This window comes from Streptomyces sp. NPDC041796, from assembly GCF_055590785.1.
This window is the reverse complement of record NZ_JBVJAH010000009.1, coordinates 1-18718: the sequence shown is the minus strand read 5'-3', so window position 1 is coordinate 18718 and position 18718 is coordinate 1. Positions and strand designations below refer to the sequence as shown.

Below are 18718 nucleotides of genomic sequence, written 5' to 3'. Positions count from 1 at the left end.
CCGGGCGGGCAGCCGACGCGCGGCTCAGTCGCCCGCGCGGTCCAGCTCCTCGTCCAGGGCGAGCGCCGCCATGATGAGCGCCACGTGGGTGAACGCCTGTGGGAAGTTGCCGAGTTGCTCTCCGGTCGGGCCGATCTCCTCGGCGAAGAGGCCGACGTGGTTGGCGTAGGTGAGCATCTTGTCGAACGCGTACCGTGCCGTCTCGAGCCGGCCGGCGCGGGCGAGGGCGCCGGCGTACAGGAAGCTGCACAGGGAGAAGGTGCCCTCGTCACCACGGAGGCCGTCGGGTGAGGCGAGCGGATCGTAACGGTGGACGAGGCTGTCGGAGACGAGTTCGGCCTCCATCGCGTCCAGCGTCGACAGCCAGCGCCGGTCCTTCGGCGAGAGGAACCCCACCACCGGCATCAGCAACAGGGCCGCGTCGAGGACCTCGGAATCGTAGTGCTGGACGAACGCCCCTCGGCGCGGGCTCCAGCCGCGCTCCATCACCTGCTCGAAGACGGCGTCGCGGGCCGCGGTCCAGCCGGCGACGTCGGCGGGACGGGCCAGCTCCCCGGCGAGCCGGATGCCCCGGTCGAAGGCCGTCCAGCACATGAGGCGGCTGAAGGTGAAGTCGCGGCGCCCGCCGCGGGTCTCCCAGATGCCCTCGTCGGGGCGGTCCCAGGTACGGGCCAGCCAGTCGAGGAGCGCGGCGAGGTTGCGCCAGCCGTCGTACCCGGCGAGCTGCGCCACGTCGGGGGCGTGGGTCAGCGCGTACGCCACCTCGCCGTAGATGTCGAGCTGGAGCTGACCGGCCGCGTCGTTGCCGACCCGTACCGGGGCGGAGCCCCGGTACCCCTCCAGGTGGCCGAGGAGCTCCTCGCGCAGGTGCGGGTCGCCGTCGACGCGGTACATGATCTGGAGTGGTTCGCCCGTCACTGTTCCGCCTGCCGCGACACGGGCTCCGAGCCAGCGCCGGAAGGCGTCCGCCTCCTCCTCGTACCCGAGGTCGAGCAGTGCCTTCACGGACAGGGACGCGTCGCGCACCCACGTGTAGCGGTAGTCCCAGTTGCGTTCCCCGCCGAGGCGTTCCGGCAGCCCGGTGGTGACGGCGGCGACGGGCGCGCCGCTGGGGGCGTACGTCATCAGCTTCAGGGTGATCGCGGAACGGTTGACCACCTGCTGCCAGCGGCCCCGGTACCGGCTGTGGCGCACCCAGCGGTGCCAGTGGTCGCAGGTGGCGCGGAACGCCTGCCGGACGGCCGCCTCCGTGGGCCGGGGCGGTGGCTGCGCGTCGGCGCGGGGGCACACGGTCAGCACGGCGACCGCTCGCTGCCCCTGGCGCAGCGTCAGGTCGGCGCGTACGTCATTTTCGTCGCGCAGCAGTTCCACGGGCCGTGCCGTGTCACTGCCGAGGTGCAGGAAGGCGGTCTGTCCCGGCCCGGTGAACCGGGCCGTGTCCCGGTCCATGTCGAGGCGGTGGGCGGCCCGTCCGTAGTCGAAGCGTGGCCGGCACTCCAGCCGGAAGCGGACGGAGCCCCGGGTGACGCGCATGACCCGGATGACGCGCTGGGGATCCGGTGCGTCTCCGGCGTCGGCCGGCGGCATGAAGTCGACGACCTCTCCGACGCCCTCCTCGGTCATGAACCGGGTGATCAGTACGGCGGTGTCCGCGAGGTAGAGCTGACGTGTCGTCGCGCCCTCGGCATCCGCCGGTGCGATGGCGAAATGCCCGCCGCGGTCATGGTCGAGGAGCGCCGCGAAGAGGCTGGGCGAGTCGAAGCGGGGTGCGCAGAACCAGTCGAGCACCCCCTCGGACGAGATGAGCGCGGCCGTCCGCAGGTCGCCGATGAGGCCGTGGTCGGCGATCGGTGGGTAACGGCGCATGGCGGCCCCTTCGCGATCACGCCCTCCACCGCACGCTAAGCCCTGCCGCCCCGCCCCGCACGCGGGGAGGGGCGGCAGGGCCGGGTCACCCGCAGGGCGGCGTGGGAGATGCCGGTTCGTGCGCGGCCTCGTTGAATGGCGTCATCAGGTGCGCCGCCCGCCCGTGGGCGGCGCGCGTCGTTGTGCCCGCGCTTTCCCCGGGCGGGCCGGTGGTCGGGAGGGCGCATGGCGTCTCCGCGGCAGGGTGCTCTCCGGCGCGTCGGCGCGTGGTGCGCCCGCCATTGCGTGACCGTGATTCTGCTGTGGTTGGCGGCTCTGGTGGGGCTTCAGGTACTGGAGAGGGCGCACGGGGGCGACTACTCGGACGACTTCACCCTGCCCGGGTCCCAGTCCCAGGACGGCCTCGACGTGCTGAAGGCGCACGAGCCCGCCGCGGGCGGTTACAGCGCCCAGATCGTGCTGCACGACGCCTCGAAACCGCTGACCGATGTGAGCGGGCCGGTCGGCACGGCGGTGAGCGACCTGCAGAAGCTGCCCCATGTGCTCAGCGCGCAGAACCCGCTGCCCGCGCCCGGTGCCCCGCCGCCCGCGCAAGGCGCCACGAACGTGGGCCCCCTGTCGTCGGACGGGAGGACCGCGTACATCACCGTACGGTTCGACGTGCAGCCGTCCACGCTCGGTTCGTCCTACCTGGACGGTGTCGACACGGCGGTGGAGCCGCTGCGCGCGGCCGACGTGCAGGTGGAGTACGGCGGCTCGCTGGGCGAGCTGGCCCGGCCGGAGCCCGACGACCGCACCAGCGAGGCCATCGGCTTCGGGGTGGCGATCCTGGTCCTGCTGCTCGGCTTCGGCAGCGTCGTGGCGGCCGTGATGCCCCTGGTGACCGCACTGGTCGCGGTGGTCTGCGGGCTCGCTCTGCTGGGGCTGCTGGCGGCGGCGTTCACCTTCGCGACCGTCTCCCCCACGCTCGCCACGATGATCGGCCTGGGGGTCGGCATCGACTACGCCCTCTTCCTGATCACCCGGCACCGGCAGAACCTCAAGGACGGAAGGGATCCGGCAACGGCGGCCGGACTCGCGGCGGCGACCAGCGGACGGGCCGTGCTGGTCTCCGGCTGCACGGTGATCATCGCCTTGTCCGGGCTGTGGGTGTCGGGCATCAGCTTCATCGGCAAGCTGGGGCTCGCCGCCGCCGTCACCGTCATCACCGCCGTCCTCGGGGCGCTCACCCTGGTGCCGGCGATGCTGGGCCTGGCCGGGAGACGGATCGACCGGCTCCACGTACGGCCGCCCGTCGCGGAGACGGACGCCGGCCCAGGCGAGGCGGCACAAGGGACCTGGCACCGCTACGCCCAGCGCGTGGAGCACCGCCCCTGGTGGTTCCTGGTCTCCGGGATCGTGACCCTCGCGGTCCTTGCCGTGCCGCTGCTGTTCATCCAGCTCGGGCACATCGGTGACGGGGCGGACCCGAAGTCGTTCACGGACCGGCGCGCCTTCGACCTGATGTCCTCGGCCTTCGGACCGGGTTCGAACGGCCCGCTGACGCTGGTGGTCGACCAGACGGACGTGCCCGCCGCCGATCGCTCGTCCTTGGCGTCGAAGGCGCAGAGCGCGCTGGTCGGCGTCCCGGACGCGGCGGTGATCACCCCGCTGACGCCGACGCCGGACGGCGACGTGCTGATCGCGACGGCCTACTCCGTCGCCGCCCCCCAGGACGAGAAGACCACCGGCCTCGTCAACCGCCTCGTGGACGACGTCCTCCCGCAGGCCGTGTCGGGCACGGACGCCCGCACGTACGTCACGGGGACGACCGCCGCCCAGGTGGACTTCCTGGACATCGTCTCCAGCAGGCTTCCGTTGATCATCGCCGTTGTCGTCGGTCTCGCCTTCCTCGTCATCCTCGTCGTCTTCCGCGGGGTGCTCGTCGCGGTCAAGGCGGCCGTGCTGAACGTGCTGTCGATCGCCGCCTCCTACGGGGTGGTGGTGGCGGTGTTCCAGTGGGGCTGGGGCGGGCCGGCGCTCGGGGTCTCGGGCGAGGTGCCCATCGAGAGTTACGTACCGATGATGATGTTCGCCATCGTCTTCGGGCTGAGCATGGACTACGAGATCTTCCTGCTGTCCCGCGTCCACGAGGCCTGGCTGCGCACCGGGGACCCGAGGGCGAGCGTCGCGCACGCCCTGGAGATCACGGCGCGGGTGATCACGTGTGCGGCGCTCATCATGGTCAGCGTCTTCGCCGCCTTCATCCTGAGCGACAACATCGTCGTCAAGATGCTGGGCCTGGGTCTCGCCGCCAGCGTGCTCATCGACGCCACGATCGTCCGTCTGCTGCTCGTACCGGCCGCCATGACCCTGCTCGGCGGATCGGCGTGGTGGACCCCGAAGTGGCTGGACCGGCTGCTGCCCCACATCGACGCGGAAGGCGAAGCCGCGGCCGCGCCGTCACCGCAAAGCACGTCGCGTCTGCCGGAGTCCGGCAAGGCCGTTCACTGACAGGAGGTGTCAGGGAAGCGGACCTAGCATCCGGCCCCATGGACCTCATCGTCGAACTCCGGCAGTACACCCTCCGCCCGGGCGCCCGGGACACCCTGGTCGACCTCTTCGAGCGGCAATTCGTCACCGGGCAGGAGGCGGCCGGAATCACCGTGGGCGGCCGGTTCCGGGACCTGGACGACCCGGACCGATTCGTCTGGCTGCGCGGCTTCCCGGACATGGAGGCGCGGGCCCGGGCCCTGCACACCTTCTACGACGGCCCGGTCTGGCAGGCCCATCGCGAGAGGGCCAACGCGACCATGCTGGACTCGGACGACGTGCTTCTGCTGCGCGGACCCGGCTTCGCCGGCCCGGACACCGCGGGACCGGTCGTGGTGACCATCTGCCACCCCCTGAACGCCGGGGCCTTCGCGGACCACTTCGAGCAGCGGCTGCGCCCCGCGCTGGCCGCCGCCGGGACCCCGGCGCGGGCGGTGCACCGCTCCGAGCACGCGGAGAACACCTTCCCCGCGCTGCCGGTCCGGACCGGTGAGGACGTCCTGCTCTGGTTCACCGAGGGTCCGGCACCGTGCCTGCCGGACCTCTCGGCGCAGCTGAGGTGGGCCCCGCGGCAGCTCCGGCTGCAGCCCGTTCACGGCCGGCGCACCCAGGGCCCGCCGTCGATGTGACCCTGGCCGGTGCACATGGCCGGGTCCCTCGGCGTCCGGGACCCGGCCCGGCGAGGCGGGCTAGCGCGCCGCGCCGACGGCGGGGGTCAGACCGGCGCGCAGCACCAGGTCCATGGCCGCCTCCAGCCGCTCGGGAGGTACGCCGTCCGGGAGCGCGGCGGCGAGGAGGGCCGCCACGGCGGCCTCGTCGACGGTGCGTGCCTCCGCGCGCTCACGGAACCGGCCGATGGCTTCCTCGAGTACCTGCTGCTGGTCCCGCGTCAGGTCGTCGCCGTACGCGAGGCCGACCGCGAGGGTGATGAACTCCTCTTCGGATCCCACCCAGGGGGCGGCGCCTTCGAGGCCGTCCTCCGTCAGCTGCTCCGGGTAGGGGATGCGGTGCCAGGCACCGTCCTCCCACCAGTAGACGAAGCCGAAGAGGTTGCCCCTGGCGTCGTCGCGCAACTGCTCCCAGGGCAGCCAGTCGGGGCCGCCGGCCAGGAAGTCGATCTGCTCGCCGTCGATGTGGGTGTGGCTGCCGTCAGGGTCCTGGCCGACGAAGACGGCGTGCCCGCCGTCGACCACGGTCAGCCGCCACCAGCCGCACGCGCCGGTGGAGTGGCACCACAGCCCGTGCCCGTCGAGGACGTGCTCCGGCCGGCCGTCATCACAAGCCCCCTCCACCAGGGCGAAGGTGACGGCCCGCGCCCACAGGCGGGCGGGGTGGTCGAGGTCCCCGGGAAGGCTCGGTGCGTGCATGGTGGTGTTCCCCCTTCGAGCGGTGTGTGCGGGAGCCAGCCTCACACGGAAACCGGTGGACATTCGCGCCGGGGGCCGCCTAACGTGTGCGGTGACGCCCACGACAGCGGAAGGGAGGCGAGCGCCGTGCACAAGTCATGTTCCCCGCGCTCCCGTTGCCTTTCCCCGGCGTCCTTGGTCTGACCGGGAGCGCTCCACCACGCTTCGTCCCGGAGGACACCTCTCATGACCGATACGGTCATCCGCGTACTCGACTCGAGCGACGCCTCTCTCTTCGACACCCTGCCCGATCCCCTCGGGGCCCGCGCCGCGCACGCGCGCAACACCCACCGGCCCGAATGGAAGCGGGTGGCGCTCCGCGACGGTGAAGTCGTCGCCCGGGGCGCCTGGTGGGGCGGTCCCGACGACAACACCCCCATCAACATCAACTGGTTCGACGTCGCCGAGGGCGAGGAGGAGGCCGGCGCCCACCTGCTGCGCACCGCCCCGTACCAGGTGGAGCTCGAGCTCAACCTGCCCGCCGGGTGGCGTGACGACGCCACCGCCCGTGCCGCCGGTGAGGCCCGGCTCAGGGCCGCGCGGGCGGCCGGTTACGAGCTGCTGGTCGAGCGGTTCATGTACCGCTGGACTCCGGCGTGCGGTCTGCCGGAGCGGCCCGGGCGTCTGACGTTCGCGGCGGAACCGGACGACGCCGTGTTCTTCGACGCGCTGCGCCGCATCCACTCGGTGACACTGGACGCGCACGCCCTGCGCGCGATCGCCGACGGCGGCCTCGACCAGGCGGCGCGGGAAGAGCTGGACTTCTTCCACTGGTGCCCGTCGCCGCGCGAGTGGTGGCAGGTGGCGTACGCGCCTGACGGTGACCTGGCCGGTATCCACATCCCCGCGCACAATCCCTCCGGCCCCTGCGTCGGTTTCATCGGCGTCGTGCCGGAACAGCGCGGGCGGGGCTACGCCTACGACCTGCTGGCCGAGTGCACCCACTTCCTGGTGGAGCGCGGTGCCGACTTCATCGCCGGTGCCACGGACCAGGGCAACGTCCCGATGGCCGCCAACTTCGCGAAGGCGGGCTACCCGGTGGTGCGGGAGCGCATCAACCTGGTTCCCGGCGACCGGGGTTGAGGAGGAGGCCCCCGGGGGCGTGCGCGCCGCGCGCTCCCGGGCGGCCCCGTTCTGTAACCGCGCACGCGAATCCCTGCGCCGACGCACCGGGGGCGGCTAGCGTCGCCGCCATGTCACCCGAACGCCCGGGGCCCGCCGTCACGGGCCACTACGACGTCCGCCGGGGCGCGGCCGCGTACGCGCCGATCGTGGGCTCCTTCGGCGCGCTGTCCGTACCCGCGACCATCGTCCTGTTCACGACCAGCCGGTCGGGCGACACCACGCTCGTGAGCCTGGCGGCGGGGCTCCTGGTCATCGCGATGATCGGGAGCCTGACCGGTTCGATCGCGCTCTCGGCGATAGGCGCCGAGGTGGACGAGACGGCGAACCTCCCCGCCGCCGTGATGTTCGTGGCGGTGCCGGTGGTGGTGTCACTGGTCTCGGTGCTGTCGGCGTTCGCGGTGCTGGCCGCCATCCATCTGCCCACGCAGAAGACCTTGTTCGCCGTGATCGCCGGCGTCGGCGGGCTGGCCGGCTCCTACTTCACGTCGTTCGCCGTCGGCGACAGCTGGCACCCCGGGCCGCAGGACCCCGCCGTCCGTGAGGAGTGGCGGAAGCGCCAGTGGATCAGCTCGCAGAAGGTCGCCTACCGGCAGTGCGGCATCCTCGCCGCCGTCAGCAGCGTTCCCCCGGTCGCCGGGCTCGTGCTGCGCCTGCTCGGTGTCCATGCCGAGCCCACGGAGACGAGCGTGTACGCCCTCGTGGGGACGGGTCTGACGCTCGCCATGATCGGGACCTTCCTCGGGGTCCAGCGCACGAAGCACCCGCTGGACGGCGAGCAGCGGGGGGTGCGCCGGTACGAGGCGTACGGCACGGCCTTCGCGCCGGGCCTCTACACCCTCGCCGTGCTGGTCCTGGTGCCCTGAGACGACGCCGCCTCCCCGCCCGACAGCGAGCCCTGTGTCACACCGGGCCACGGGCACGTGCGGCCCGGCGCCCGTTCAGGACAGTACGCGCAGGGCGCCCGGCTGGACCCGTACCGTGACCGGCAGCGTCGCGTCGACCTCGCCGTCGGCGCCGTAGGGGAGCTCGCGGTCGGCCTCGATGCGGATCTCCCTGCCGCGCAGGACCTCCACCTGTGGGCGCCGCATGTGCGCGCCGGTCTTGAGTTCGTTCATCATCGCGAAGAACAGCCGCTTCGGGGCGTGCCGGATCACGACGACGTCGAGCGTGCCGTCGTCGACGCGGGCGTCGGGTGCGATGCGGCGGCCGAAGCCGTAGAAGCCGGAGTTGGCGGCGACGACCGTGAAGCCGCGCCGTTCGTGCACCGTGCCGTCGACGGTGACGCGGTACGCCGCGGGCCGCCAGCCGGCCACCGCGCGCGCTCCGCCCGCGTAGTAGGAGGCGGAGCCGCGCAGCAGCCGGGACTGGTTGGCGTACCGGTTGGCGACCGCGTCGACACCGGCGTACACGCTGCCGAGCACCGAGACGCCGGCGTGGAGGGCCGAGTCGACCCGGATGGTGTCGACCGCGCGTGGCGTGCCGTGCAGCAGCAGGTCCGCCAGGGCCGGGGGGTCGGTGGGCAGATCGAGTGCCCTGGCGAAGTCGTTCCCGCGGCCGGACGGTACGAGGCCGAGGACGGCGTCGGTGCCGCTGAGGACACCGCCGACGGCACCGGCCATGCCGTCACCGCCGACCGCGAGGACCGTGTGGCCCTGTGCGGCGGCCTGCCGCGCCAGCTCACGGGCGTGTTCGAGACTGCGGCTGTAGCGGGTTTCCAGCCCGGCTCCGGCCTCCCGCAGGAGCCGGGCCACGGGCAGCAGGGCCGCCGTGCCGCTGGAACTTCCCGCGGCCGGGTTGACGACGGCGGTGAACTGTCGCATGTGCGCGCCTCCGTAGGGCAGGGCAGGGCGGGTCGGGTCGTGTCAGGGGTGGCGGACGGGCACGAGGATGCCGGGATTGAGCACCCCCGCCGGGTCGAGCTCCGCCTTGACGGCCTGGAGGACGCGGACGCCGAGGGGCCCCGCTTCCCGTGCGTACCAGTCACGGTGGTCGGTGCCCACACCGTGGTGGTGGCTGATGGTTCCGCCGGCGGCCAGGATCGCCTCGTTGGCGGCGTGCTTGGCGGGCGCCCAGTGGGCGACCGGGTCGTCGCCCTGGGCGGACACCACGGTGAAGTAGAGCGAGGCGCCGTTCTCGTACACGTGCGAGATGTGGCACATGACGAGCGGGGGCGTGCCCGCGTCGGTGAGGGTGGTGGTGAGGGCCAGGCGGACGCCCTGGTAGAGCTCCGGGAGCGCGGACCAGAAGGCGGCGGTCTCCAGGGTCTCGGCGAAGGCGCCGGCGTCGAGGAGCGCGTCGCGCAGGTAGGGGGCGTCGTAGCGGCCGTGGGCCCAGCGGTCGCCCGGTTCGGTGCCGACGCACTCGCCGCCCTCGGCGAGGAGCACCCGGTGGACGCCCGCCCGGCACTGTTCGGTGTCGGCGGCCGTTCCCTCGTATCCGACGATGGCCATGCAGCCGGCCGACCCCATGGTGTCGGCGCTGCCGATGCGGTCCGGCTGGGCGAGGCCGATGAAGGTCTCGGTCTCGTCCGACAGGCGCAGCACGGTGGGGCGCGGTCCGTCCTGGGCGAGCTTGCGGAGTGCGGCGGCACCCGCCTCGAAGGAGGCGAAGCGCCAGCCCTCGTAGGAGCGCTCCTGGGGCAGGGGACGGATCCGCACGGTCACCGAGGTGATCACGCCGAGGGCGCCTTCGGAACCGAGTACGAGCTGGCGAAGGTCGGGACCGGCCGCCGAGCGGGGCGCGCGTCCGGCTTCCCAGGTGCCCTCGGGAGTGGCGACGGTGACGCCCAGCACCATCTCGTCGAACCGGCCGTAGCCCGCGGAGGCCTGGCCGCTGGAGCGGGCCGCGGCGAAGCCGCCGATGGTGGCCCATTCGTACGACTGGGGGAAGTGGCCGAGGGTGAAGCCGCGTTCGTTGAGGAGGGCCTCGGCGCGGGGCGCGCGCAGTCCGGGCTGGAGGGTCGCGGTGCGGGAGACCTCGTCCACGTCGAGCAGGGCGTCCATGCGGCGCAGGTCGAGGGCGACGAAGGTGGAGCGTTCGGGGGCGAGGCCGCCGACGACCGAGGTCCCTCCGCCGAACGGTACGGCGCCCACCTGGTGTTCGGTGCATACGCGCAGGGCGGCGAGGACCTCGTCGTGACTGCCCGGCAGCAGGACGGCGGCGGGGATGTCGTCGACCTCGCCGGCGCGGATGCGCAGCAGGTCGGGGGTCGACTTGCCGCGGGTGTGGCGGATGCGGGCCTCGGCGTCGGTGCGCAGGTGGGCCCGGTCGCCGAGGCAGTCGGCGAGGGCGTGGCACGCCTCGGGGGTGAGCGGGGACTCGGGGACGGCGATGTCCTCCAGCGCGGTGGGGCCCTGCTCGCGCGGGGTGACGCCGAGCAGGTCGCGCAGCAGGCCGATCACGGTGTCGGGCAGGGGTGCCGCCTTGGCCGGGTCGCCCCAGCCGCTCCACAACATGTCCACGGGGTCGGTTTCCTCACCGTCGGTTCGGGATCGGGGCGTGCTCCGCGGCCCGCCTGGCGGTACACTGTGACAGATGACGCCCATTCGTCACAACCATTCGGACGGGGAAACCGTCCTCGACGCGGCCCGCGACTGCGTCCTCGCCGTCGGGGTACGCCGTACGACGCTGACCGACGTGGCCCGCCGCGCCGGGGTCTCCCGCATGACGCTCTACCGCCGCTGGCCGGATGTCCGCACTCTCGTCGGGGATGTGATGACCCGTGAGTGGGTCGCCCTGGCCGTCGCGGCCATGCCCGAGCGCGAACCCGGTATCCCCGCCCGGCGGAGGCTGGTCGACGGGCTGGTCGCCGGGATCGAGGCGTTCCGCGCGCACCCGCTCTTCCACAAGATCCTCGACGTGGACCCCGAGCTCCTGCTGCCCTATGTGCTCGACCGGCGAGGCGCCAGCCAGGACGCGCTGCTGGGCCTCATCACCGGCGCGCTCGAGGAGGGGCACACCGACGGGTCCGTACGGGCCGCCCACCCCGACCTCCAGGCCCGCTCCGTGCTGCTGATCGTCCAGTCCTTCACGCTCTCGCTGCGCACCATGACCGACGACTCGGACCCCGAGCTCGACGAAGCGGCCTTCCTCGGTGAGCTGCGGACCCTTCTGGAAAGGACCCTCGCCCCATGAGCCACCCGCGCACCACACGCGTTTCTTCGTCGCTGACCGCGGCGCGCCGCCGCCGCGAACTGGCCGAGCTGGCCGACGGCACGCAGGTCGACGTCCTGGTCGTGGGCCTCGGGGCCACCGGCGCGGGCATCGCCCTGGACGCGGCCTCCCGGGGCCTGACAGTCGCGGCGATCGACGCCCACGACCTGGCCTTCGGCACCTCGCGGTGGAGCTCCAAGCTCATCCACGGCGGTCTGCGCTACCTGGCCTCCGGGCAACTGGACGTCGCTCACGAGAGCGCCGTGGAGCGCGGCATCCTGATGGAGCGGACGGCGCCGCACCTGGTGGCCGCCCAGCCGTTCGTCCTGCCGCTCACCCCGCTCGTCTCACGGTCGCAGGCGGCGCTGGCCCGGGCCGGGCTACGGGCCGGGGACCTGCTGCGCGCCTCCGCGCGTACGTCGCGGTCCACCCTGCCCGCACCCCGCGCCCTGTCGCCCGTGGAGACCCGGCACATGGCGCCCGCGCTGCGCCCGGCCGGGCTGCGCGGGGGGCTGCTCTCCTGGGACGGCCGGCTCAGCGACGACGCCCGGCTGGTGACCGCGGTGGCCCGCACCGCCGCCGCGCACGGCGCGCGCGTCCTGACCCGCACCCGGGCCCTGTCGCTGGACGGCGGCGGCGCGCTGGTACGGGACGAGGTCACCGGCGAGGAGACGCGGATCAGGGCCCGCGCCGTCGTCAACGCCACCGGGGTCTGGGCGGGCGGCCTGATCGACGACATCCGGCTGCGCCCCTCACGGGGCACCCACCTGGTGCTCCGCTCCGAGGACCTCGGTTCGCTCACCGCGGGCCTGCACATACCGATCCCCGGCGAGGCGAACCGCTTCGTCCTGGTCCTGCCGCAGGGTGACGGGCGGGTGTACGTGGGACTGACGGACGAACCCGTCGACGGTGACGTCCCCGACGTGCCCGAGGTGCCGGAGACGGACATCGGCTTCCTGCTCGACGTCCTCGGTTCGGCCCTGGACGTGTCGTTCGGCCGGGACGACGTGATCGGCGCCTTCGCCGGGCTGCGGCCGCTGCTCGACACGTCGGGCGCGCCGGGCTCCTCCCGCACGGCCGACATCTCCCGCAAGCACGCCGTGCTGACGTCACGGGAGGGGGTCGTGACCGTCGTGGGCGGCAAGCTCACGACGTACCGGCGCATGGCGCAGGACGCCCTGGACGCCGTCGTCTTCGCGCGAGGCCTCGCCGCGGGGCCCTGCCGCACGGCCGGTCTGCCCCTGGTGGGCGCCGCCGCTCCGGGCAGGCTCGCCGCCCTCGACGCTCCCCGTCGCCTGGTCCGCCGCTACGGCACCGAAGCCCCTGCCGTGCAGGCGCTGGGGCTTGCGGACCCGGCCCTTGCGCGCCCCGTCGTACCGGGCCACCCGGTCACCGTGGCGGAACTCGTCTGGGCGGTACGCCATGAGGGCGCCCTCGACGAGTCCGACCTGCTCGACCGCCGCACCCGGATCGGCGTCGTGCCGCACGACCGGGAGGCGGCGCTGGAAACGGCCCGTGAGGTGCTGCGCCACGAGGACGGGCGGGTCGCGCCGTAGGGGCCGTCGGGGTCAGTTGCTGCGCCTGGCCAGACTGTAGAAGAGGATGAGCACCGCTACGGCCATCACGGTCACGTGCAGCCATGCGGGTGCGGCCGATGCGTCCTGCGAAGCGGTCACGATGTTGTTCACGGGTGCCTCCGTGTCATGTCGTTGTCGTCTTCGTGGTGTTGTCGTGTCAGCCCCGCGCGTACCCCGAGGGGCGGGGCTGACGCGCCGGCACGGACCGCTTCACGCTTCGCGGCGATCGTCTCGAGACGATTGTCAGTGCGACCGCCTAGGCTTCACGACGGATGGCCCGTACGGGCCGGTTCGGGGGGAGGTCGACGCATGAGCTTCGAACAGGTCTTCACCTACGCGTGGCAGCACGGCGGGGCGGAGAAGGGCACGTCGGTCCTGTCCGTCGCCCACGAACCCGCCCACGGGCCGGAGGAGGCGGGGGCCGGGACGCGGCGCTGGCTGCTGCTGGCCGGGCTGCCCGTCTTCAGCGAGCTGCTGGCCTTCGACGACGCCGCACACGTGCGGGAGTTCGCCCGGGCGGTGCTCGACCTGCCGGCGACGCCCTCCTTCTACGAGCGTCTGCTCCACCTCGGCGAGTCCGGTACGCGGATGCTGGCGTCCGGGCCGGCCGAGGAGGAGCGTTACGCCACGCTGTGGGTCGGCCGCGACCCGGACGAGGAGCTGCGCGCCTACTTCGCGTACCAGTCCTCCTACGCCTTTCCCGGTATGCCGGGCTGGACGTCCCTGGGCCTGGAGGTGATATGCGACGACGTCGACGTGGACCGGGCGCACGCCGAGGCGCGGGCCCTGCTCGCGGTGCTGGACGAGTGCGGCTGATTCCCTGGCCCGGGCGGAAGGGTGGCTGAGCCCTCCCCGGGTGCACGGCCCATCAGACGGGGGCGGTCCGGGTCTCGGTCTCGGCCCGCGCCAATGCGAGTACCCCGATGACCACGAGGCAGATGCCGAGCAGTTCCGGCACCAGCCACCAGTGGCCACGCAGGTGCTCCTGGTAGAGCAGCACACCCAGTGCCAGGCTCACCGTCGCGTCGCCGAGGGTGAGCGCCGGCTGGGACGCCACGAGGGGCCCGCCCTGGAGGGCGTGTTCGAGGAGGAGCAGCGCGCAGACACCGCACGCGGCGAAGGCGTAGGTGTGCCACGTGGTGAAGAACGCGGCGACACCCTCGTCGTCGAGGATGTGCATGGACGTCTTCATCAGGGAGGCCGTCAGCGCGTAACAGATGGCGGTGGCCGCCCCGAGGCATCCGGCGCGCGCCTTGCCCGGGGGTCTGCGCAGCGCGGTGGCCGTCAGCGCGAGGACGACCACGGCGCACACCGCCAGGGTGACCACCCACTCGTCCAGCGGCACGCGGGTGCGGTTGCCCTCGGGCGAGGCCGCGAGCATGGCGACGACCAGCCCGGTGACCACGGCGGCCACGGCCGCCCACTGGCCCGGGGGCATGCGCTGACGGTCCGCCAGGGAGCCGAACAGCAGGGCGAGCGGCAGTTCCAGGATGAACAACGGCTGTACGAGGGCGAGCGGGCCGGTCGCCAGCGCGGCGGCCTGCCCCACGCCCGCGACGATCACGGCCAGGATGCCGGCCAGCCAGAGAGGCCGGCGCAACAGGTCGATCAGCATGCCGGGGCGGAAGCCCTGAGTCTGGGGGACGGTCAGCGTGGCACGACGCTGGAGGACGGTGGCGACCCCGTTGGCGGTCGCCGCGCACAGCGCGAAGAGGGTGGGGAGGAGGAGGCCCATCCGTCGATCCTCGCCGCGGGGGCGGGGCGTGCGGTGCCGACACGGCCAGGTCCCGGCCGGTGGAGTGCGGTGGTTACGGCGGGTGGCCCGACGCCGGCACCGGAAGAGGCACGCCGCCGGACTGGCGCCCGCCGCCGGACGGGGCGCGGCGGTGAGGGTGCGGCCGTCAGGACCCGGCGGTCAGCCGTCCTTCAGTTCGTCCACCACGTGGCGGACCACGTCCACCGAGGAGTGCAGTGCCTCACGCGACGCGGCTCGCGCCACCCGCATGCGCTTCGCGCCGTAGTGGACGAGGACGGAAGCGCCCGACGCGTAGACGACGGTGAGCGCGCCCGTGACCCGTTGGGGTGCCCAGACCCGTTCCAGTGCGCGCACCAGTGTCGAGTGCCCCGACCACAGGGCGAGCAGCCCGCACGCCCCGCCGGCGGCCAGCGCCACGACGCCGTTGCGCGCCTCCGACAGCCCGAGTGCCGCCTCCTCCCGCGCGGTGTCGATGTCCTCGCGGACCGTGGTTTCCTCGCGAACCCTGGTGTGAACGTCCTGGACCGACTGCTCCATGGGGCGCGCGTACCCGTTGCGCCCCGGAGCACACCGCCGCTCGTGCGGTACCGCAGGGAACGCACCGTGTCGCGGCGCGGCCCCGCACCGACCGGGCCGGGCCGGGCGGGCCGGGACCGGGGCCGGACGGGCCGGGGCCGGGGCCGGGCGGGGCCTGGACCGGGGCCGGGCGGGGCCTGGCCCGGGCGGGGCGGGACGACGGGCCGCACGGCGGCACGGGTGGTGCTCCGTGCGGCCGGGCCGTTCAGCTCTGCGGTTGCCCGATGTTCACCATCCACGCGATGCCGAACCGGTCCACGCACATGCCGAACTCGTCGCCCCACATCTGGGTCTCCAGGGGGACGGACACGGTGCCTCCGTCGGACAGCTTCTCCCAGTAGCCCCGCAGCGTCCCCGCGTCGGTGCTGTCGCCGCTGAGACTGACGGCGATGTTGTTCCCCGGCCGGTGTTCCGAGCCGGGCGGGTGGTCGGCCCCCATCAGGGTGAAGCCACGGTCCGTCTCGAGCATGCCGTGCATGATCTTGTCGGCCTGACCGTGGTCGTCGGTGCCGAAGTCACCGAAGGTGTTGAGGCTGAGGTTGCCGCCGAAGACCTGCTGGTAGAACTCCAAGGCCTGGCGGGCGTCGCCATTGAAGCTGATATACGGATTGAGGCGAGATGCCACGATTTACCCCTTTCTGTGCGGACCCATCCTCGCGGATGGGCGGCACACCGCAACGGCACGCGCACGGTCGCGGTGGGTCCGCGCGCCCTACCGGCGGAGCCAGCCACGCAGGAGACGGCTCACGGCCGGCATCGCCGCGTACGTCATGAGGACGTTGAAGACGCAGGCGATCACGGCGCTGCTGACCACCGGATGCAGGCCCACCAGGTGCGGGACCAGGAAGTAGCTGCCGAGCAGGGAGATCGGGTAGATGGCCAGGGTGGCGCTGATCGCCATCTTCCACCGCGGGGGCGCGGGGGTCACCGATCCCGGCTCGGCGAACCACGTCTCCATCCCGGTGAGTTCGCGCCGCGCGACCTCGGTGTGATGGTGCCCCTCACAGCAGTCGAACCACGCCGCCCTCTCCGGTGACTCCTGCCACGCACGGCACGCCTCCGCGTCCCGGAAGCGATGGATCAGGAACCAGGGGGCACCGTCGGCGGACGGGCGGAACAGGCCGTGGCCCAGGTGCCCGGGGAACTGTGCCGCGCTGGCGAGTATGCCCCGCGCCCACCGTTCGAACGCGGCCTCGTGTCCGGGCTCGACCTGCCGGGCGATCAACAAGGTCACCTCGCCGGTGTCGGCGGGCACGGTCGAGTGCTCAAGGCTCACCGCAGTCACATGCTCTCCTGATGCTCGTACCGCGCCCAGCAGCACTTTACGGTGCCGCTCCGCCCGGGCACAGGGCCACCGCCGCGAGCCACGGACCGGCACGGGCCGCCGTCTCGCCGACTATGGGCCGCCGTCTCGCCAACTGCCGCGCAACGAGCCGGTGGAGGGGCCGGCGGCGGGCGCGCGCCGAATGCCCTGCGCAAGCACCGAGCACACCGAACACACGCCGAACACGCACCAGCCGCGCACCGGACAAACGCCGAACACCCACGGGACGCCCCTTGGGCACGCGCCAGGTGCCGGTGATGAATCGCGGTGAATCAGGGCGAATCACTTATCCGGTGAGCCACTTCGCGAACCCTCGTGTCCCACGCCGGGGGCAGCAAGGGTTTCCCCTCCTTCTCAGCGATTCGAACGTCTGACATCTTGCGTTCACCCCCTACTCATTCGGCCCGGCGGCCCGACCAGCACGCCGGGACTCGGAGGACGCGTTGATACGTCACATATCCAGTTGGCTCCCGGCGAAGTCGATGACGGTCGCCATGGCCGCACTCGGTACCACTCTCGCCCTCGGCACCACGGCCACGGCCGTCGGCACGGCGCCGCAGGGGGTGACCCCCGTTCCCGCCCCGGCAGCCGCCGCACCTGCCGCCGCCCCCGTCAGCGCCGCGGCCTCCATCGCCTCCACCGGCTCATGGGCCGCGGGCACCCGGGCCCACCTCGTGATCACCACACCCGGTGACACCTCCGCCGTGCGGGCGGCCGTGGCCGCCAACGGCGGGTCGGTGTTCGCCTCCTACGACGCGATCGGTGTGATCGTCGCCCATTCCGCCTCGGCCGGCTTCGCCTCCGCCATGCGTGGCGTTCCCGGAGTCCAGCAGGTGGGCGCGACGCGTACCTCGGACGTGCCGGCCGACGCGTACAACCCGGCCCTCCCGGCGAACCCCGCCCAGTCGCCGACGACGCTGACGGAGAGCCTGACGCGCTGGGACATGACCCAGATCAAGGCCGACCAGGCCTGGGGCGTGACCACCGGTTCCGCGGCGGTCAAGGTCGGTGTGCTCGACACCGGCGTGGACGACCGGCACCAGGACATCGCGCCGAACTTCAACGCGGCGGACTCCGTCTCCTGCGCGTACGGCAAGGCGGACACCCGCGCCGGGGCCTGGCGTGACGTCGGCACGCACGGGACGCACGTCGCCGGCACGATCGCGGCGGCCAAGAACGGCAAGGGCGTCGTCGGGGTGGCACCCGGGGTGACGATCTCGTCGGTCCGCATCGCCGAACCGGGCACCAGCCTGTTCTTCGCGGAGAACACCATCTGCGGCTTCATGTGGGCCGGTGACCACGGCTTCAAGGTCACCAACAACAGCTATTACACGGACCCCTGGCAGTTCAACTGCCCGGACAACGCCGACCAGGCCGCCATCATCGAGGGTGTCCGGCGGGCCCAGGAGTACGCCGAGCGACGGGGCTCGCTGCAGATCGCCGCCGCCGGCAACTCCAACCTCGACCTCGCGAACAAGACGGTCGACACGGAGAGCCCCAACGACTCCACGCCGGTCAGGCGCACCATCACCAACGCCTGCCTGGACATTCCCACCGAGCTGCCCGGCGTCGTGACGGTCGCCGCGATGGGCAAGGGCAACGTGAAGGCGTCGTACTCCAACTACGGCAACGGCGTCATCGACATCGCGGCACCTGGCGGTGACGGCACGTCCGGCGTCTACTCCACGCTGCCTGGCGGCAAGTACGGCAACATGAACGGTACGTCGATGGCGTCGCCGCACGTCGCCGGTGTCGCCGCGCTGATGGCGAGCGCCGACCCCGCCGCCACCCCGGCCGACATCCGGTCCCGGCTCGGTGTGCAGGCCGTGGACGTGGCCTGCCCCTCGGACAGCCGGTGCACGGGGACGACCGCCAAGAACGGTTTCTTCGGCGAGGGACAGACCGACGCCCTGAAGGCGGTCAGCGGTACGACGCCTCCCCCCGGCCCGTACTTCGAGACCACCACGGACGTCGCCATCACGGACAACGCGACCGTGGAGAGCCCCCTCACCGTCTCGGGCGTGAGCGGCAACGCGCCGGCCACGCTGAAGGTGGGCGTGAACATCGCCCACACCTACCGCGGTGACCTGATCCTCTCCCTGGTCGCACCGGACGGGACGGTGTACCCGCTGGAGGACTTCGCCGACAACGACGGTACGGACAACGTGAGCAAGACCTACACGGTCAACGCCTCCGCCGAAGTCGCGGGCGGAATCTGGAAACTGCGGGTCCGTGACATCGCCAACCAGGACACCGGGAAGATCGACGCCTGGAACCTGACCTTCTGAGCACCGTCGGCCCACGGCCGTGGGGGGGGGGGGGGGGGGGGGGGGGGGGGGGGGGGGGGGGGGGGGGGGGGGGGGGGGGGGGGGGGGGGGGGGGGGGGGGAGGGGGGGGGGGGGGG

Annotated in this window: 16 protein-coding genes; 8 read left to right on the top strand and 8 right to left on the bottom strand. The window is 72.9% G+C overall.

Going from position 1 to position 18718, the window contains the following annotated elements:
- Positions 1-24: 24 nt before the first annotated feature.
- Positions 25-1866, bottom strand: coding sequence for a glycoside hydrolase family 15 protein (locus tag ACZ6C1_RS19400; RefSeq protein ID WP_469242339.1), 1842 nt, complete (start codon positions 1864-1866; stop codon positions 25-27).
- A gap of 225 nt (positions 1867-2091) precedes the next feature.
- Here ACZ6C1_RS19400 and ACZ6C1_RS19395 point away from each other — a divergent pair, with 225 nt between their 5' ends.
- The gene (locus tag ACZ6C1_RS19395) at positions 2092-4359 is read left to right on the top strand and encodes an MMPL family transporter (RefSeq protein ID WP_469242338.1); all 2268 of its coding nucleotides are present in this window, start codon (positions 2092-2094) and stop codon (positions 4357-4359) included.
- 38 nt (positions 4360-4397) lie between these two features.
- Entirely contained in the window at positions 4398-5027 is a 630-nt protein-coding gene (locus ACZ6C1_RS19390; protein ID WP_469242337.1) for an NIPSNAP family protein, read from the top strand.
- A 60-nt stretch (positions 5028-5087) separates the two neighbouring features.
- Here ACZ6C1_RS19390 and ACZ6C1_RS19385 read toward each other — a convergent pair whose 3' ends face one another.
- Entirely contained in the window at positions 5088-5765 is a 678-nt protein-coding gene (locus tag ACZ6C1_RS19385) for a hypothetical protein (protein WP_469242336.1), read from the bottom strand.
- Positions 5766-5990: 225 nt separating this feature from the next.
- On the opposite strand from ACZ6C1_RS19385, the gene ACZ6C1_RS19380 reads away from it, so the two are divergent.
- Positions 5991-6887 (top strand): GNAT family N-acetyltransferase, encoded by an 897-nt coding sequence (locus ACZ6C1_RS19380; protein ID WP_469242335.1) that lies wholly within the window; start codon positions 5991-5993, stop codon positions 6885-6887.
- 110 nt (positions 6888-6997) lie between these two features.
- Positions 6998-7792, top strand: a complete 795-nt coding sequence (locus ACZ6C1_RS19375) for a hypothetical protein (RefSeq protein ID WP_469242334.1) — start codon at positions 6998-7000, stop codon at positions 7790-7792.
- Between the two features lie 75 nt (positions 7793-7867).
- Here the strand turns inward: ACZ6C1_RS19375 and ACZ6C1_RS19370 are convergent, their stop codons facing one another.
- Both ACZ6C1_RS19370 and ACZ6C1_RS19365 read right to left on the bottom strand, forming a co-directional pair.
- The gene (locus tag ACZ6C1_RS19370) at positions 7868-8749 is read right to left on the bottom strand and encodes a diacylglycerol/lipid kinase family protein (protein ID WP_469242333.1); all 882 of its coding nucleotides are present in this window, start codon (positions 8747-8749) and stop codon (positions 7868-7870) included.
- A gap of 42 nt (positions 8750-8791) precedes the next feature.
- Positions 8792-10390, bottom strand: coding sequence for an FAD-binding oxidoreductase (locus tag ACZ6C1_RS19365; RefSeq protein ID WP_469242332.1), 1599 nt, complete (start codon positions 10388-10390; stop codon positions 8792-8794).
- A gap of 73 nt (positions 10391-10463) precedes the next feature.
- Between ACZ6C1_RS19365 and ACZ6C1_RS19360 the strand changes: the two genes are divergently transcribed.
- From ACZ6C1_RS19360 to ACZ6C1_RS19350, 3 genes are all read left to right on the top strand, one after another.
- Positions 10464-11063 (top strand): TetR/AcrR family transcriptional regulator, encoded by a 600-nt coding sequence (locus ACZ6C1_RS19360; RefSeq protein ID WP_469242331.1) that lies wholly within the window; start codon positions 10464-10466, stop codon positions 11061-11063.
- Positions 11060-12637, top strand: a complete 1578-nt coding sequence (locus ACZ6C1_RS19355; RefSeq protein WP_469242330.1) for a glycerol-3-phosphate dehydrogenase/oxidase — start codon at positions 11060-11062, stop codon at positions 12635-12637. Before ACZ6C1_RS19360 ends, ACZ6C1_RS19355 begins: the two co-directional genes overlap by 4 nt.
- 330 nt (positions 12638-12967) lie before the next feature.
- On the top strand, positions 12968-13474 hold the full coding sequence (locus ACZ6C1_RS19350; RefSeq protein ID WP_469242329.1) for a hypothetical protein: 507 nt from the start codon (positions 12968-12970) through the stop codon (positions 13472-13474).
- A 52-nt stretch (positions 13475-13526) separates the two neighbouring features.
- Here ACZ6C1_RS19350 and ACZ6C1_RS19345 read toward each other — a convergent pair whose 3' ends face one another.
- The 4 genes from ACZ6C1_RS19345 to ACZ6C1_RS19330 all read right to left on the bottom strand — a co-directional run bounded on the left by ACZ6C1_RS19345 (position 13527) and on the right by ACZ6C1_RS19330 (position 16275).
- Entirely contained in the window at positions 13527-14393 is an 867-nt protein-coding gene (locus ACZ6C1_RS19345; RefSeq protein ID WP_469242328.1) for a DMT family transporter, read from the bottom strand.
- A gap of 180 nt (positions 14394-14573) precedes the next feature.
- A complete protein-coding gene (locus ACZ6C1_RS19340) occupies positions 14574-14951 on the bottom strand; it encodes a phage holin family protein (RefSeq protein ID WP_469242327.1) in 378 nt (125 codons plus the stop codon).
- Positions 14952-15195: 244 nt separating this feature from the next.
- Entirely contained in the window at positions 15196-15615 is a 420-nt protein-coding gene (locus ACZ6C1_RS19335; protein WP_469242326.1) for a VOC family protein, read from the bottom strand.
- A gap of 87 nt (positions 15616-15702) precedes the next feature.
- Positions 15703-16275, bottom strand: coding sequence for an antibiotic biosynthesis monooxygenase (locus ACZ6C1_RS19330; RefSeq protein WP_469242325.1), 573 nt, complete (start codon positions 16273-16275; stop codon positions 15703-15705).
- Positions 16276-16808: 533 nt separating this feature from the next.
- Between ACZ6C1_RS19330 and ACZ6C1_RS19325 the strand changes: the two genes are divergently transcribed.
- Positions 16809-18602 carry a S8 family peptidase gene (locus ACZ6C1_RS19325; RefSeq protein ID WP_469242324.1) on the top strand — a complete coding sequence of 598 codons (1794 nt, stop codon included), beginning with the start codon at positions 16809-16811 and terminating at the stop codon, positions 18600-18602.
- Positions 18603-18718: the final 116 nt, after the last annotated feature.

Bases quoted from the DNA above. Each gene is read 5' to 3' on its own strand.
- ACZ6C1_RS19400 (WP_469242339.1), bottom strand. From the start codon at position 1,866: ATGCGCCGTTACCCACCGATCGCCGACCACGGCCTCATCGGCGACCTG.
- ACZ6C1_RS19395 (WP_469242338.1), top strand. From the start codon at position 2,092: ATGGCGTCTCCGCGGCAGGGTGCTCTCCGGCGCGTCGGCGCGTGGTGC.
- ACZ6C1_RS19390 (WP_469242337.1), top strand. From the start codon at position 4,398: ATGGACCTCATCGTCGAACTCCGGCAGTACACCCTCCGCCCGGGCGCC.
- ACZ6C1_RS19385 (WP_469242336.1), bottom strand. From the start codon at position 5,765: ATGCACGCACCGAGCCTTCCCGGGGACCTCGACCACCCCGCCCGCCTG.
- ACZ6C1_RS19380 (WP_469242335.1), top strand. From the start codon at position 5,991: ATGACCGATACGGTCATCCGCGTACTCGACTCGAGCGACGCCTCTCTC.
- ACZ6C1_RS19375 (WP_469242334.1), top strand. From the start codon at position 6,998: ATGTCACCCGAACGCCCGGGGCCCGCCGTCACGGGCCACTACGACGTC.
- ACZ6C1_RS19370 (WP_469242333.1), bottom strand. From the start codon at position 8,749: ATGCGACAGTTCACCGCCGTCGTCAACCCGGCCGCGGGAAGTTCCAGC.
- ACZ6C1_RS19360 (WP_469242331.1), top strand. From the start codon at position 10,464: ATGACGCCCATTCGTCACAACCATTCGGACGGGGAAACCGTCCTCGAC.
- ACZ6C1_RS19355 (WP_469242330.1), top strand. From the start codon at position 11,060: ATGAGCCACCCGCGCACCACACGCGTTTCTTCGTCGCTGACCGCGGCG.
- ACZ6C1_RS19350 (WP_469242329.1), top strand. From the start codon at position 12,968: ATGAGCTTCGAACAGGTCTTCACCTACGCGTGGCAGCACGGCGGGGCG.
- ACZ6C1_RS19345 (WP_469242328.1), bottom strand. From the start codon at position 14,393: ATGGGCCTCCTCCTCCCCACCCTCTTCGCGCTGTGCGCGGCGACCGCC.
- ACZ6C1_RS19340 (WP_469242327.1), bottom strand. From the start codon at position 14,951: ATGGAGCAGTCGGTCCAGGACGTTCACACCAGGGTTCGCGAGGAAACC.
- ACZ6C1_RS19325 (WP_469242324.1), top strand. From the start codon at position 16,809: ATGGCCGCACTCGGTACCACTCTCGCCCTCGGCACCACGGCCACGGCC.